Origin of the sequence: Micromonospora sp. NPDC002296, from assembly GCF_040296145.1 — a bacterium.
GTDB lineage: Bacteria > Actinomycetota > Actinomycetes > Mycobacteriales > Micromonosporaceae > Micromonospora.
Map to the genome: position 1 here is coordinate 144928 of NZ_JBEOWQ010000007.1, position 14482 is coordinate 159409.

Below are 14482 nucleotides of genomic sequence, written 5' to 3' on the forward strand. Positions count from 1 at the left end.
CTGTGAAGGAGTCGCTGTGACCCGTACCGACCTGCGTACCGGCAGCCACGACCTGCCGGTCAGCTCCGCGCTCGAGGAGTTCATGCTGACCGGCTGGGCGGACACCGAGCACCGTGACCTGCCGGTCGACGAGGTGGCCGACTGGGCTGCCGCGCGCCGCGCCCGGCTGCACCGGATGTTCCCCGGTGAGCGGCTGGTGGTGCCGGCCGGCAGCTACCAGCGGCGCGCCAACGACCAGAACCACCGGTTCCGGCCGCACTCGGCCTACGCCTGGCTGACCGGTGACCAGTCCTCCGACGGGGTGCTGGTGGTCGAGCCGGACGGGGAGGCGACGCTCTTCCTGCGTCCCCGCTCCGGCCGCGCCGACGGCGAGTTCTTCCGGGACCGGGTCTACGGCGAGCTGTGGGCCGGTCGGCGCCCGACGCTGGGGGAGAGCAGCCGGCGGCTGGGGCTGCCGACCCGGCACGTCGCCGAGCTGGCCGAGGCGGTGGCCGTGGCCGCGCCGACCCGGGTGCTGCGCGGCGTCGACGGGCACGTCGAGACCCTGGTGCCCGGCCGAGCCGGGGGCGCTGATGCGGAGTTCGCCTCCGTGCTGGCCGAGCTCCGCCTGGTCAAGGACGAGTGGGAGATCGCCCAGTTGGAGGAGGCGGTGGCGATCACGACCCGGGGCTTCGAGGACGTGGTCCGGGCGCTGCCGACGGCGATGCGCACCTCCGAGCGCCACCTGGAGGGGGTGTTCTGGCAGCGGGCCCGACTGGAGGGCAACGACGTCGGCTACCACTCGATCGTGGCGGCGGGCGCGCACGCGGCGACCCTGCACTGGACCGACAACGACGGGCCGGTCCGCGACGGGGACCTGCTGCTGCTCGACGCCGGGGTGGAGACGCGGACGCTCTACACCGCCGACATCACCCGGGTGCTGCCGGTCTCCGGCCGGTTCAGCCCCCTGCAACGGGACCTGTACGAGCTGTGTCGGCGGGCGAACGACGCCGCGCTGGACTGCCTGCGGCCGGGCGTGGAGTTCCGGGCGTTCCACCGGGCGGCGATGACGGTGCTGGCGCACGGGCTGGCGGACCTCGGGGTGCTGCCCTGCCCGCCGGAGCAGGCGCTGGCGGAGGAGTCCGGCCTGTACCGGCGGTGGACCCTGTGCGGGTCGGGCCACATGCTCGGTCTGGACGTGCACGACTGCGCCGCCGCCCGGGCCGACGCCTACCTGGACGGTCGGCTCGCGGCCGGGCAGGTGCTCACCGTGGAACCGGGGTTGTACTTCCAGCCGGACGACGAGCTGATCCCGGTCGAACTGCGCGGCCTGGGCTTCCGCATCGAGGAGGACATCCTGATCACCGACGACGGCTACCGGGTGCTCTCCGACGGCCTGCCCCGCCGGGCCGACGACGTCGAGGCGTGGATGCACCGGATCGGGTCATGAGCGTCACCGGCGCGGACGTCGTCGTCATCGGGGCGGGAATGGTCGGCGCGGCCTGCGCCTACTACGCGGCGCGGGCCGGGCTGGCGGTGACGGTGGTCGACCGGGCCGGGGTGTCCGGCGGCACCACCGGGGCCGGGGAGGGCAACATCCTGCTCTCGGACAAGCCGCCCGGGCCGGAGCTGACGCTGGCCCGGCACTCCGTGCGGCTCTGGCACGAGCTGGGCGACGCCCTGGGTGGCGAGCGGATCGAGCTGGAACGCAAGGGCGGGCTGGTGGTGGCCGCCTCGGCGGCGGAGCACACCGCGCTGCGGGCGTTCGCCGCCGGCCAGCGCGCCGCCGGGGTCGAGGTGGCGGAGGTGCCCGCCGACGCGCTGCCCGAGCACGAACCGCACCTGGCCCGGGACCTCGCCGGTGGTCTGCACTACCCGCAGGACATGCAGGTCCAGCCGATGCTGGCCGCCGCGCACCTGCTACGCGCGGCCGGGGTGCCGGTGCTGACCGGGACTACCGTGACCGGCCTGCGGCGCGACGCGTCCGGCGCGATCCGGGGCGTGGTCACCGACCGGGGATCGCTGCCCACCCCGGCGGTGGTCAACGCCGCCGGGGTGTGGGCCGCCGGGATCGCCGGCCTGGCCGGGGTGGGGCTGCCGGTCCTGCCCCGACGCGGGTTCGTCCTGGTCACCGAGGCGCTGCCGCCGCTGATCCGGCACAAGGTGTACGCGGCCGGCTACGTCGCAGGCGTCGGGCGCGGCTCCGAAGGGCTGGAGGTCTCCCCGGTGGTCGAGGGAACCCGGGCGGGCACCGTCCTGATCGGCTCCACCCGGGAGCGGGTGGGCTTCGACCGGACCGTCCCGCTGTCGGCCCTGCGCCGGCTCGCGGCCGGGGCGGTGCGTCTCTTCCCGGTCCTCGCCTCGGTGTCGGTGATCCGCGCGTACCGGGGGTTCCGGCCGTACAGCCCCGACCACCTGCCGATGATCGGGGCCGACCCCCGGGTGCCGGGCCTGTTCCACGCCTGCGGCCACGAGGGCGCCGGGATCGGGCTCGCCCCGGCGACGGGGCACGCCGTCGCGGCCCTGCTGACCGGGCGTCACCCACAGGTGGACCTCCGACCGTTCGCCCCGGAGCGCCACGATGTTCACGTTTGACGGCCGGCCGGTGCCCAGCGACGGGGAGCGGAGCATCGCCGCCGCGTTGCTCGCCGCCGGGATCAACTCCTGGCGGCGCAGCCGGGTCGAGGGCCGCCCCCGGGGCGTCTTCTGCGGCATCGGGGTCTGCTTCGACTGCCTGGTCAGGGTCAACGGGGTGCCGGCGCAGCGGGCCTGCCTGGTGGTGGCCCGCCCGGGCGACGTGGTCGACAGCCAGGACGACGGCGAGGAGCGGGAATGACCGGGTACGACGTGGTGGTGGTCGGCGCCGGCCCGGCCGGGCTGGCCGCGGCGGCCGGCGCGGCGCGGGCCGGCTGCCTGGTGGTGGTGCTGGACGCCGCGGCGCGGCCGGGCGGGCAGTTCTGGCGGCACCGCCCCGGGGCCGACGGGTCCGGCCACCCCGACTGGCAGACGTTCACCCGGCTGCGCGACCAGCTCGGCCGGGTCACCTACCGGGCCGACGCCGCCGTCTGGTTCGTGGAGGCCGACACCACCGCCGGTGAGCCGGGTTTCGCGGTGCACACCCGCGCCGGGACGGTGTACGGGCGGCGGCTGGTCGTGGCCACCGGCGCGCACGACCGGGTGGTGCCCTTCCCGGGCTGGGACCTGCCCGGGGTGGTCACGGCCGGCGGCGCCCAGGCCCTGCTCAAGGGGCAGGGGGTGAGCTTCGCGCGCCGGGTCGTGGTGGCCGGCACCGGCCCGTTCCTGCTGCCCGTCGCGACCGGCCTGGCCGCCGCCGGCAGCGTCGTGGTCGGCGTCTGCGAGGCGAACGACCCGCTCGGGTACGCCCGCCAACTCCGCCCGGTCGCCGGTGCGGCGGGCAAGCTCGCCGAGGCGGGGCGGTACGGCTGGCGGATGCTGCGGCACCGGGTGCCGTACCGGCGTCGGACCGTGGTGGTGGCCGCGCACGGCACCGACCGGCTGACCGGGGTCACCCTCGCCTCCGTCGACGCCGGCGGCGCGGTGCTGGCCGGCACCGAGTCCGAGCTGGAGTGCGACGGGCTCGCGGTGGGCTTCGGCTTCACCCCGCAGGTGGAGCTGGGCCTGGCCCTGGGGTGCGCGACCCGGCTCGACGGGGACGGGAGCCTGGTGCTCACCGTCGACGCGGCGCAGGCGACCTCGGTGCCCGGGGTGTACGCCGCCGGTGAGGTGACCGGGGTGGGCGGGGCCGGGCTCGCGCTGGTGGAGGGGGAGCTGGCCGGTGCCGGCGCGGCGCTGTCCCTCGGCCGCCCGCTGCCCTGGTCGGGCCGGCGGCACGGCCGGCTGCTGCGGACCCGGCGCCGGCTGCGCCGGTTCGCCTCGGCGCTGCACGCGGTGCACCCGGTGCCGGCCGGCTGGCCGGACCGGTGCGCCGACGACACGCTGGTCTGCCGCTGCGAGGACGTGCCGGTCGGGGCGGTACGGCAGGCGGTGCGGGAGTTGTCCGCCGCCGACGCGCGGGGCGCGAAGCTGATGACCCGGGCCGGCATGGGCTGGTGCCAGGGGCGCACGTGTGGTTACGCCACCGCCTGCCTGACCGCGCGGGCGGCCGGCCGCGCCGTCACCGGGGCGGATCTGGCCGGGTTCGCCACCCGCCCGGTCGCGCAGCCGGTCACGCTCGGCCACCTGGCCGCCGGCGACTGACCGCTCCTGCCCGGGAACTGACCGCTGCGGCCCGCCCGGGGACACCCGCACGGACCGCGCCGCCCTCGCGGAGGCGGTGGTCCCGCCGGGGCGGGAGTCCACCGGCTCCGAGGAGGACGGCGCGGCGGCGCTGCGGCGTGCTCAGTACTGCGAGGTCACCGTGACCCCGGTGAACGCCTGCCGGGCGTGCAGGCTCACGTAGTGGTAACCGGCCGCCGGGTTGCTGACCGTGATCGACTCGCCGTTGCCGGTGTTGACCGAGCGGCGGGTGTAGCTGGTCGTGGTGGCCCAGCCGGTGGAGCTGTAGTACAGGTCCGCGTCGCCGGTGCCCCCGGACGACGTGAGCTTCAGGCTGGTGGTGCCGGCCGGGACGTAGACGTAGAGGTGGTAGAGGTTCCCGGCGGTGGCCTGGAGGCCGCCGCGCTGGCAGTTCTTGCCCAGCGTCCGGATGTCGCTCCCGGTGCACTCCGGCAACGGCGTGGTGCCACCGCTGACGGTGACGGTGCGTGAGGTGGTGCCGGTCGCGCCCTTGTTGTCGGTGACCGTCAGCGTGACCGGGTAGGTGCCGGCGGCGGCGTACGTCCTGGTGGGGTTGGCCGCCGTCGACGTGGTGCCGTCGCCGAAGGTCCAGGCCCGGGAGGCGATGCTGCCGTCGCCGTCCGTCGACTGGTCGGTGAAGGTGGCGGTCAGGCCGCTGGTGACCGCCGTGAACGCGGCGACCGGGGCCTGGTTGGCGGGCGGGTTGGTGCCGCCGCCGCAGTCGCCGGCCGCGCAGGTGCCCAGCCACGCGTGCCAGTCGGTGTCGTAGCGGCTGCCGATGGTGCTGGTCAGCAGCGTCCGGGCGGCGTTCCAGTTGCCGGCGCGGTAGTGGCCGAGCAGCGTGGTCAGGTCGGCGCGGTGCGACTGGAGCATGTACCGCACGGCCAGGTAGCCCCAGCGGTAGACCCGGGTGGTGTCGTGGTCGTAGGTGGTGTCGAAGAGGGTGCGCAGGGCGTACGTCTTCTTCCCGGCCTCGGTGATCGCGGCCTGGTAGGTCTGCTTCCGGTACGAGTACGACACGTACTCGGCGAAGCCCTCGATCCACCAGATCGTCGGGGTGGAGATGTTCGCGGTGAAGTCGCCGTACATGTCGAACCGGCCGTCGAGGTAGTGGGTGTACTCGTGGTTGAGGTTCCAGATCTCGAAGGTGGGGCGCAGCCACTCCGCCTCGTAGGCGATGAAGCGCGGCTGGTTGCCGGTGGCGGCCGGGTTGCCCTCGAGGTACATGCCGCCGTTGTTGGTGTCGATGCCGAACATCGGCCCGCCGTACGTCTGGTAGTCGGTGCTGGAGTCGAAGACCACCACTTCGAGGGTGGTGTTGCGGTCGTCGGCCACCGGTCCGGGGTCGGCCACCACGGAGTGGAAGTACGCGTCCTGGTCACGCATGCTGGCGCAGGCCCGGTCCAGCTCGGCGGAGGTCATCTGCTGGGCGCGCAGCCGGATGCTGGTGCCGCAGGTGTAGGTGATCGGCAGGACGGCGGCGGCCAGCCGCGCCTGGAGGTCGCAGGTGTCGTAGTAGGCGCAGTTGGCCCGGTCGTAGTAGTCGGTCATCTCGGCGACGCCGACCCAGAGGGCGGCGGTGGGGCCGGTGATCGCGCTCAGGTTGAGCAGCCCCCGGGCCAGTGGCCGCGTCTTGGCCCGCAACGCGGTGTGCTGGAGGAAGCGGCCCAGCTCCCGTCCGGCGTTGGAGACCAGGTAGCCCTGGTCGGTGCCGAGCAGGGAGCGGTGGCCGGAGGCGAAGGCGTACAGCGTGTCCACCACGCTCGGGTCCGCGGTGACGGCGGTGACGAACTCGGGCACCTGGTGGCCCCGGAACAGCACGAGGTAGACGTTGTTGACCGCGTTCAGCATCCACCAGGACGTGTTGTACGAGCTGTTGTAGCCGGTGAGCAGGCGCTTCACCACGTACAGGTAGCGGGCGTTCTCCTCGGCGCTGTCGATGAGGGTGACGGCCTCGGCCAGCACCTCGCCGTTGGCGTCGCTGACGTCGCCGGAGTGGCCGTTGGCGAAGAAGGCGTCCAGGCCGGCGCGGATCGCGGTGCGCAGGCCGCTTCCGTAGGTGCCGACCGTGGCCGGGTAGTACCAGTGCACGTAGTAGCCGGCCCGCAGGTACAGCACGAGGGAGGCGGTGCCGATGCGGTTGGTGCCGTCGTAGGCGGCGGCGTCGTCGCGCAGCGCGTACGCGACGCTGGTCATCTGCGCCTCGCGGAACGCCAGGTAGGCGTCGTTGCCGGTCAGGCTGAACAGCGTGTTGACGCAGTCGGTGGTGGACGCCTTGATCTGCTGCACCAGGGCGCTGCCGGTGCGGCTGGTGAAGTCGCCGGTCGCGCAGGGGGCGGCGGCCGGGGCGGCCCGGCCGCGCATGGACGGGGCGGTGCGTCGTTGCCCGCCGTCGGGCTCGTCGTAGTCGCGGCGCAGTTCGTCGCGGACGGCGGGCAGCGGGGCGCGTTCGTCCAGCGGCAGCGGGTCCCGCCGGACGTGCCGGTCGCCGGCGCCGGCGTCGGCCGGGGCGGCGCCCTGGGCGGGCTTCGCCGCCGGTGCCGCGACCGCGGCGGCGGGGGTGGTCAGCGGGCTCATTCCCAGCGCCAGCGCCAGCGCCAAGGGCACGGCAGCCAGTCGGGTACGTCGCTCTCGTAACAGTCTGATCGTCACGGGGTCGCCTCCTTGGCGGGATGTTGACCAGGCCGGGGTCGGCCGGCGGGGGGTGGGGTTGGGAGTCGGCGGGGGACGGACATGGTCGGGCGCGGGGGAGTTCGGTGAACCTCTGCGCAGGCCAGCGGGTCTCGGTGGGGCGGTTCCTGCGCTCCGACGGGCGTCGATCACAACTGACATCCGTCGATATAGATCGGCGTCGCATCGGGCGTGGCCAGTACAATGGCACACATCACACATCGTGTAAAGCAATGTTAATGATCGATCATCGGGACTGCTGTCGGGCCGCGCCGGCCTGGGCCTTCGGCCGCGCAGCGGGCCAGGAGCCCGCTGCGGTCCGGGTCGGACAGTCACTGCCGCATCGTTGACACGTGTTCGGCCGGTCGCCTAGGGTCGCGACAGCATCGCCCACAACTGCACAGACACCGTTCGAACCCGGCGGTGCAGCTCTCAGGTCCATGACAGAGCGGGAGGCAACCGACCGTACGACGCGACCGCGTCGGGACGAAGGGGCCGCCATGCATTTCAGAGCCCGACGACCACCTCGGCCACAGGGGACAGACCGATGAACGGCCCGCCCGTTGCGGTCAGACGGCTTCGGGGGCGACCTCGGCGTACCGCCGGCGCAGCAGGCCGATGATCGGGTGACCGGTCGCGAACGTGATCCCGTCGACGGCGGCGATCGGCCGGATCCCGCCGGCCGCGTTGGTGGCGAAGGCGCTCGCCGTGCCGGCCAGCCGGGACAGCTCCACCGGCTCGGTGCGCTGCGGGCCGTCGTGAGCCGCGGCGAGCAGCCGCATGGTCACGCCGGGCAGCGCGTCGGCCAGCGGCCAGACCACGGTGTCGCCGTCGACGAAGCCGACGTTCCAGGTCGGGCCCTCGGAGACCCGCCCAACGCCGTCGGTGAACAGCGCGTCGTCGTAGCCGTCGAGCTGGGCGCGGCGGCGTTCGAACAGCGGGCCGAACAGCCCGGCGTGCTTCACCGCGGGCACGTCGCGTACGTAGGTGGTGGAGCGCACCCGCATCGGCGGCTGCGCCTGTGGCGTGGCGGCGCGCGTGGTGACCAGCACCTGCGGATCGGCCGGGGCGGCGGGGTGGGTGAGCCGCAGGCCGGGATCGGCGACGGTGACCCGGACGGTCAGCGGGCCGTCGGCTTCGGCGATCGCCCCGCGGATCCGCTCCCGGACGTACCCGGGGGACAGCTCGGCCCCGAACACCGTGGCGCAGTCGGTGACCAACCGGTCGAGGTGCAGGCCGAGGCCGCGGACCGCACCGTCCTGCACCCGCATCGTGGTGAAGTGCCCGTAGTTGGTCAGCGCCAGGTTGTCGATCGCCGTCATGGCGGCCAGTCTGGCACCGCCGGGATGATCAGCGGGCCACGAGCGCCGGGACGGGCAGCACCAGTTCGACGGTGGTGCCGGGGCGGGCGTGGGCGGGATGCGCCCGCGTGATGGTGAGCGCGGCCCCGATGCCCTCCGCGCGTTCCCGCATCGACGCGGTGCCGATGCCGGCGACCAGCGGGGCGGGGATGCCCACCCCCTCGTCCGTGACGCACACGACCAGGCTGCCCGGTTCCACGGAGACGTCGATGGCGCACCGGTCCACACCGGCGTGCCGGCGTACGTTGCGCACGGCCTCGCCGACGATGCCGTACACCGCGGTCGCCACGGTGTCGGGAAGCTGCACGTCGGGCGCCCGCACCAGCACCGTCAACCCGGCAGCCGCGTAGCGCTCCCGCAGCCGGTACAGCGCCGGTCGCAGCCCGCCGCCCTCCAACGGTGGCGGCACGAGGTCCCGGGCGATCTCGCGAACTCCCGCCGCCTGGCGGTCCATCTCGGCGACGAGCCGGCCGAGCAGGTCGTCGGCCGCCGCGATCTCGGACAGGTGGCGGTGCGGGCGCAGCATGTTGCGGCCCGCGGTGAGTGCGAGCCCGACTCCGCTGATCGCCGGCCCCAGGTCGTCGTGCAGGTCACGGCGCAGCTTGCGGCGCTCCTCGTCCCTGCTCTGCGCCAGCCGCACCCGGGAGCGGTCCAGGTCGCGCTGGGCGAGGGCGAGCAGGGCGAGCGCGGTGACGACCGGCGCCAGGTCGTGCAGCAGCGCGGCGGTCCGCCCGTCGAGCCGCTCACCGGGGCGCGGCCAGGCCCACAGCTCTCCCACCGACCCGTTCCCACCGTCCAGGCACACCACCAGGGCCGGGCCGCGCGCCGACGGCCCTTCCCGGGCCGGGGCGCGGCGCGGCGGTACCGGCGGGACTCCCGTCAGGGTTATCGTGGCCGAGGCCAAGCGCAACGAATCGGCGATGCCGTCCGCCACCGCGTCGAGCATCCGGGTGCTGTGCTCCGCCGCGCGTAGCCGGTCGGCGACCTGCCGGATCAGGCGTGGCCCGTCGTCGCCGTGCACCAGCCGGTCCACCCTGCGTTGCACCCACGCGCGCGCGGGTTGGAACCCGGCGGCGAGCAGCGCGGTCACCACGGCCTCGGGCACCGCCGAGGTCGCCGGCAGGACCGTGCCGAGCAGCAGCACACCCACGACGTACGTGCCGATCACCAGCCCGGTCATCAACGCCCAGACCAGTGTCCGGCGGATGGTCAACTCCAGGCCCCACAGCCGCTGACGCAGCACCACGACCAGCACGGAGGCGGGGAAGAACGCCTGGGCGCCGAGCATGAGCAGCGGGGCGAACGGCACCGGGACGGCGACGTGGAAGGCCGGGTTCAGCGCGAGCGGCAGGAAGGCCGCCGCCAGCAGCAGGGTGCCGATGGCGAGCCAACCGAGGCCGTGCCGCTGCTGCCGCGGCAGGGTACGGCGACGGGCCAGCACGCCGACGGCGGCGGCGACGCCGAGCGCGACGAGCGCGGGCTCCAGCCAGGGATCGACCGCCGCGCGGGCCGCGAGGAGGGTGTCGTCGGTGAGCGGGATCGCGTGCAGGCCATTGGGCAGGGTGAGGGCGCAGGCCTGCGCGACCACGATGAGGACGCCGCCGGCGCCGACGGCGACCCGGGCGCTCCGGTCGAGCGGCCGTACCGGCAGGAGCCAGGGCAGCAGCACGACGAGGGCGTAGAAGCCGGGCACCCAGGCCCAGTACGCGACGCCGGCGAGCTGTCCGGTCGTCCACAGGTCGGGCCAGCGGTGCACCACCATGCTCCAGCAGGCCGCCGCCGCCGACAGTGACCCGCCGACGCCCGCCGCGGCCATGATCCAGGCGGCCAGGTGGGTACGGCGCAGCAGGGTCAGCCAGGCGACCACTCCGTAGACCGCGCCGACCACCAGGTCCACCAGCGTGTAGAGCATCCACGGGTGCCAGGGTGGTGCCGCCACGCACCAGGCCACCACGGAGGCGGCGGTCAACCCGCTGGTGCCGGTCAGCACCGCCCACGCCACGATCCGCCACCGGGGCCCGGTTCCGGCGGCCGGACCAGCCCCTGCCGGGCCCGACACGATCGCCGGGACCACCTTGCCGTCCACCTGACCGGGCCGGTCAGGCCGGGCCGGCGAGCGTCTGGCAGACGTTGTCCTGCGTGCCGACGGCGACCGCCATCCGGCGGGTTCCCGCGGCGTCGAACGCGATGACGTGCAGCCCGTCGAGCAGGTAGTAACCCTGCGGATAGTGGTCCCCGGCCCGGAACCCGAAGCCCGCGGGGCCGACGATGGTGTACCGCAGCCACCCGCCGTCCGGGCGGTAGTCGGCCGCGCCGGACCCGCCCGCGTCCCGGCGCGTCATCCGTCCCGTGGTGACGTCGACGAAGTCGACCACGAGCGGACCGGCGAACTCCTCTCGCCTGACGGCCCCGTCGGGATACCGGTCGACCACCCGGACCCGGACGTCCTGTGAGACCACCTGGACCCGCAGCGGAAACGCGCAGTACCGGCCGGCCGGAGCGGTCCACTCCTCCTGCGTCCAGGGCCGCCAGGGCTCGGGCAGGCGTGACCGTTGGGCGGAACGGTCGGTGCCGGCTGCCACGGCGGGCGCGGGGACGGCCGTCGCGACCGCGGCCAGCACCAGCGCGACCCGTAGGCCCGGGGAAACGACCCTGGAGAGCAACATGCCTCACCTAACCATTCTCATCGGGTTAACCGGTGTGTTGACAATGTCTGGTTAGTGGAGGGCCGGTCAAGGCATACTGGTGTCGTGCATTGGACCGATGTCGACGGCCTCCGGATGCCAGTGCTGCTCGCCGGCCACCCAGGGCTGGAGCTCTGCAACACCTGGGCGGGCTGGGGCCAGGCTCCCGGCCCGCACCGGGAATGGCTGCGCGGCTACGACCACCTCGCCACCTGGGCCGGGCACGCCTCGCTGCTCGACGTGCCCACCGTACGGCGGCTGCGCGCCGCCGCGCGCCGGGAGCCCGTCACGGCCGAGCGGGCCCTCGCCGCGACGCGCACCTTCCGCGCCTCGCTGCGTACCCTCCTTCTCGACCCGGGCGACGCCGGGGCGTTCCGCGCCGTCGCGGCCCAGGCCCGGCGCGCCGCCGCCGCCGCACGTCTGACGGCGGGCGCCGACGGCGTCGCGTCCTGGACCCTCTCTCCGGTCAACACCCTCGACCTGCCGCTGCTCGCGTGCGCGCGGTCCGCCGCGGACCTCCTCTGCACGCCGGCGCGGGCCCACGTCCGCGCCTGCCCCGGGGCCGACTGTGGGTGGCTGTTCCTCGACCCCCGGGGCCGGCGGCGCTGGTGCACCATGGCCGTCTGCGGAAACCGGGCCAAGGTCCGGGCGTACGCCGACCGCCACTGACGAACAGGCACCGAGACCGTGCCGGTCAGCGCACCGAGCAACCCACCGGCGCGGGCCGCCACGGCGACGGCCACCGACAGGAGGACACCGGCGGGGGCAAGCTGCCCGCCGCCGCGTCCAGAGACCCTTCAGCGATCCTGCGGACCCCCGTTCTGGTTCCGGCGGATGTCCTCGATCAGTTCCGCCACCAGCGCCGCCCGCTCCGGCATGGCCGCGACGACGACGTGCTCGCCCTCGGAGTGCGCGCCGTCCCCCACGGCGCCGAGACCGTCGAGCGTGGGACAGCCCACGGCCGCGGTGAAGTTGCCGTCGGACCCGCCACCCACGTCGGCGCCCCGCAGCGGACCGAGGCCCAGCGCCGGCGCGAGGGCCACAGCCCGCGCGAACAGGGCCGCGGTGGAGGACGCCGGCAGCGGTGGCCGGCTCGCCCCACCGGCGAGTTCGACGAACACGTCGGGCAGGATGGGCTTGAGGGAGCGCAGTTCCCCGTCCACGCGCTCCGCCTCGCTCTCGACGGCGACCCGGACGTCGACCCCCAGCCAGGCGTGCGCGGGCACCACGTTGCCGGCGGTGCCGCCACCGGCCATGGTCGGCGTGACGATCGTGCCGAGGTCGGGCCGGGCGAGTTCCCCGACGTCGAGCAGCAGGCGTCCCAGCACGGTCAGCGCGTTGCGGCCGAGCTCCGCGTCCAGCCCGGCGTGGGCGGCGCGTCCGTGCACGTCGAAGCGGTACCGGCCGATCCCCTTGCGACTCGTCTTCACCGCTCCGTCGACGGACGGTTCGAGGATGAGCGCGGCGTCGCAGCGGTGGGCCGTCTCCTGCACGAGCTTCCGGCTGGTGGGAGAGCCGATCTCCTCGTCGCAGGTCAGCAGGATCTCCAGCCCGGCGCGATCCGGCAGCGTGGCCACGGCGTGGAAGAGCTGCACGATCCCGGCCTTCATGTCGAAGCAGCCGGGGCCGGTGGCGGTCCCGGCCGCGTCGTCGAGGGTGAACGGCCAGCGTTCCAGAGTGCCCAACGGCCAGACGGTGTCGTAGTGGCCGATCAGGGCGACGGTCGGCTGGCCCGACGCGGCGGGCCAGCGCCACTGCAGGTGGGTCCGTCCGTCGACCTCGACGGAATCCGCGGGCACGCCGATGATCTCCTCGGCGATACCGGACACCGTCTCCGCCCCGGCCCGGCAGGCCGACCGGTCGTTGGACGGCGTCTCGACCGAGACCAGACGGCCGAGTTGCCCCACCATCTCGGCCGTGCGGGTCCGTAGGTCGTGGAGCCGGTCAGTGGATACGCTCGTAGGCATCCATGGATCTTTGCCTGGATGAAGCGCGACGGCAATCATGTCCCGGAGCTGAGCCGGGCGCGCGACCCGACCTCGCCGACGCGGGCGGGGTGGCGGTGGGCGTCGGCGTCCTCGACGCCCACCGCTGCCCGCGCGGACGGTCAGGCGACGGCGCAGGCCGCCCCGTTGAGGGTGAACGAGGTCGGCTTTGCGGTGTTGCCGGTGTGGGTCGCCTGGAAGCCGATGTCGACCGAGGCGTTCGGCGCGATGGAGCCGTTGTAGGAGACGTTACGGGCGGTCACCGCCCCGCTGCCGGGGGAGTAGGACGCGTTCCAGCCGTTGGTGATGGTCTGTCCGCCGGGCAGGGTGAACGCCAGGGTCCAGCCGTTGACCGCGGCGCTGCCGGTGTTGGTGATGGTGACGGAGGCGGTCAGGCCGCTGTTCCAGGCGTTGACCGCGTACCCGATCCGGCAGGCCCCGCCGGGCGGCGGCGTGGTCGGCGGCGGGGTGGTGGGCGGCGGCGTGGTCGGGGGCGGCGTGGTCGGTGGGGTGGTGCCGTCGAGGCCGAAGAAGCGGACGGCCTGGGCGGCGTCCACGGGCAGGTTGTGCGACACGCCGCTCATGCTGATGGCCTCGACCGGCGCGGTGGGGCCGCTGCCGCCGTACCGGGTGCGGGTCTGGCCGGACTGCGGGGTGTCGGTGTACGTCGGGACCTGGCTCAGCCCGTGCACGTCGGTCCACTGCTTGACCTCCTCCCCGAAGTTGGGGTAGCGCAGGACCTCGTCGTTCGTGCCGTGCCAGAGCTGCATCCGGGGCCGCTTGCCGGTGTACCCGGGGTAGGCGTTGCGGACCAGGTCGCCCCACGCCTGCGGGGTCCTGATGAGCTGCCCGTTGGCGCACTCGCTGTTCCATTCCGAGCCGTTCGTGGTGGCGAAGCAGGCGAACGGAACACCGGCGAACGCCGCGCCGGCGGCGAACACATCGGGGTAGAGGCCGAGCAGGACGTTGGTCATCATCGCCCCGGAGGAGATGCCGGTGGCGAAGATCCGGTTCGGGTCGACGGGGTAGCGCTGCCGGACGTAGTCGATCATCGACTTGATACCCACCGGGTCGCTGCCACCGTCGCGGCGCAGCGCCTGGGGCGAGGCGACGTCGAAGCACTGGCTGCTCCGGGTCACCGACGGGTAGACCACGATGTAGCCGTACCGGTCGGCCAGGGCGGCGAACTGGGTGCCGGAGTACATGGCCGGGCCGGTGCCGGTGCAGTAGTGCACCGCGACCACCAGCGCCGGTCGGGGCGCGACGTTGTCCGGAACGTACAGGTACATGCGCAGGTTGCTCGGGTTGGCGCCGAAGCCGGTGACCTCGGTCAGCGCCGCGGCCGACGCGGGGGTGGGGACGGCCAGCGCCGTCAGCGCGGTCACCGCGGCGGCCGCCAGGGCGGCGCACAGCAGTCTGATCTTGCCTCTCATGGACGGGTTCCTCCGGAGAATGCGAATGCGACAGGGTTGCCGATCGAGGCTGCCCGGCGCCCGATCATGTCCGGCTCAGAAACATCCATCAGTATGGATAGATGGTGCCCGTC

At 74.2% G+C, this 14482-nt stretch carries 11 protein-coding genes; 5 read left to right on the forward strand and 6 right to left on the reverse strand.

Going from position 1 to position 14482, the window contains the following annotated elements; all coding sequences use genetic code 11:
• Nucleotides 1–16 precede the first annotated feature (16 nt).
• The 4 genes from ABT023_RS08770 to ABT023_RS08785 are packed head-to-tail and all read left to right on the forward strand — an operon-like array spanning nt 17 to nt 4197.
• Nucleotides 17–1429 carry an aminopeptidase P family protein gene (locus ABT023_RS08770; protein ID WP_350883221.1) on the forward strand — a complete coding sequence of 471 codons (1413 nt, stop codon included), beginning with the start codon at nt 17–19 and terminating at the stop codon, nt 1427–1429.
• Nucleotides 1426–2574, forward strand: a complete 1149-nt coding sequence (locus ABT023_RS08775; RefSeq protein ID WP_350883224.1) for an NAD(P)/FAD-dependent oxidoreductase — start codon at nt 1426–1428, stop codon at nt 2572–2574. The genes ABT023_RS08770 and ABT023_RS08775 overlap by 4 nt, the downstream gene beginning before the upstream one ends.
• Nucleotides 2561–2815, forward strand: a complete 255-nt coding sequence (locus ABT023_RS08780; RefSeq protein ID WP_350883226.1) for a (2Fe-2S)-binding protein — start codon at nt 2561–2563, stop codon at nt 2813–2815. Before ABT023_RS08775 ends, ABT023_RS08780 begins: the two co-directional genes overlap by 14 nt.
• Nucleotides 2812–4197 carry an FAD-dependent oxidoreductase gene (locus ABT023_RS08785; RefSeq protein ID WP_350883228.1) on the forward strand — a complete coding sequence of 462 codons (1386 nt, stop codon included), beginning with the start codon at nt 2812–2814 and terminating at the stop codon, nt 4195–4197. Before ABT023_RS08780 ends, ABT023_RS08785 begins: the two co-directional genes overlap by 4 nt.
• Before the next feature lie 141 nt (nt 4198–4338).
• On the opposite strand, the gene ABT023_RS08790 is transcribed toward ABT023_RS08785, so the two are convergent.
• The 4 genes from ABT023_RS08790 to ABT023_RS08805 form a co-directional block, all read right to left on the reverse strand.
• Entirely contained in the window at nt 4339–6888 is a 2550-nt protein-coding gene (locus tag ABT023_RS08790; RefSeq protein WP_350883230.1) for a collagenase, read from the reverse strand.
• Between the two features lie 587 nt (nt 6889–7475).
• Nucleotides 7476–8228, reverse strand: coding sequence for an aminotransferase class IV (locus ABT023_RS08795; protein WP_350883232.1), 753 nt, complete (start codon nt 8226–8228; stop codon nt 7476–7478).
• 28 nt (nt 8229–8256) lie between these two features.
• Nucleotides 8257–10269, reverse strand: coding sequence for a sensor histidine kinase (locus tag ABT023_RS08800; protein ID WP_350883234.1), 2013 nt, complete (start codon nt 10267–10269; stop codon nt 8257–8259).
• Nucleotides 10270–10366: 97 nt separating this feature from the next.
• Nucleotides 10367–10933 carry a hypothetical protein gene (locus ABT023_RS08805; RefSeq protein ID WP_350883236.1) on the reverse strand — a complete coding sequence of 189 codons (567 nt, stop codon included), beginning with the start codon at nt 10931–10933 and terminating at the stop codon, nt 10367–10369.
• Nucleotides 10934–11017: 84 nt separating this feature from the next.
• Here ABT023_RS08805 and ABT023_RS08810 point away from each other — a divergent pair, with 84 nt between their 5' ends.
• Complete coding sequence (locus ABT023_RS08810) at nt 11018–11620, forward strand: CGNR zinc finger domain-containing protein (protein WP_350883238.1); 603 nt, start codon at nt 11018–11020, stop codon at nt 11618–11620.
• A 128-nt stretch (nt 11621–11748) separates the two neighbouring features.
• Here ABT023_RS08810 and ABT023_RS08815 read toward each other — a convergent pair whose 3' ends face one another.
• Together ABT023_RS08815 and ABT023_RS08820 are read right to left on the reverse strand one after the other, a co-directional pair.
• Nucleotides 11749–12918: a M20 family metallopeptidase gene (locus ABT023_RS08815; RefSeq protein ID WP_350883240.1), complete on the reverse strand. Its 1170-nt coding sequence runs from the start codon at nt 12916–12918 to the stop codon at nt 11749–11751.
• Nucleotides 12919–13058: 140 nt separating this feature from the next.
• Nucleotides 13059–14369 (reverse strand): extracellular catalytic domain type 1 short-chain-length polyhydroxyalkanoate depolymerase, encoded by a 1311-nt coding sequence (locus tag ABT023_RS08820; protein WP_350883242.1) that lies wholly within the window; start codon nt 14367–14369, stop codon nt 13059–13061.
• Nucleotides 14370–14482: the final 113 nt, after the last annotated feature.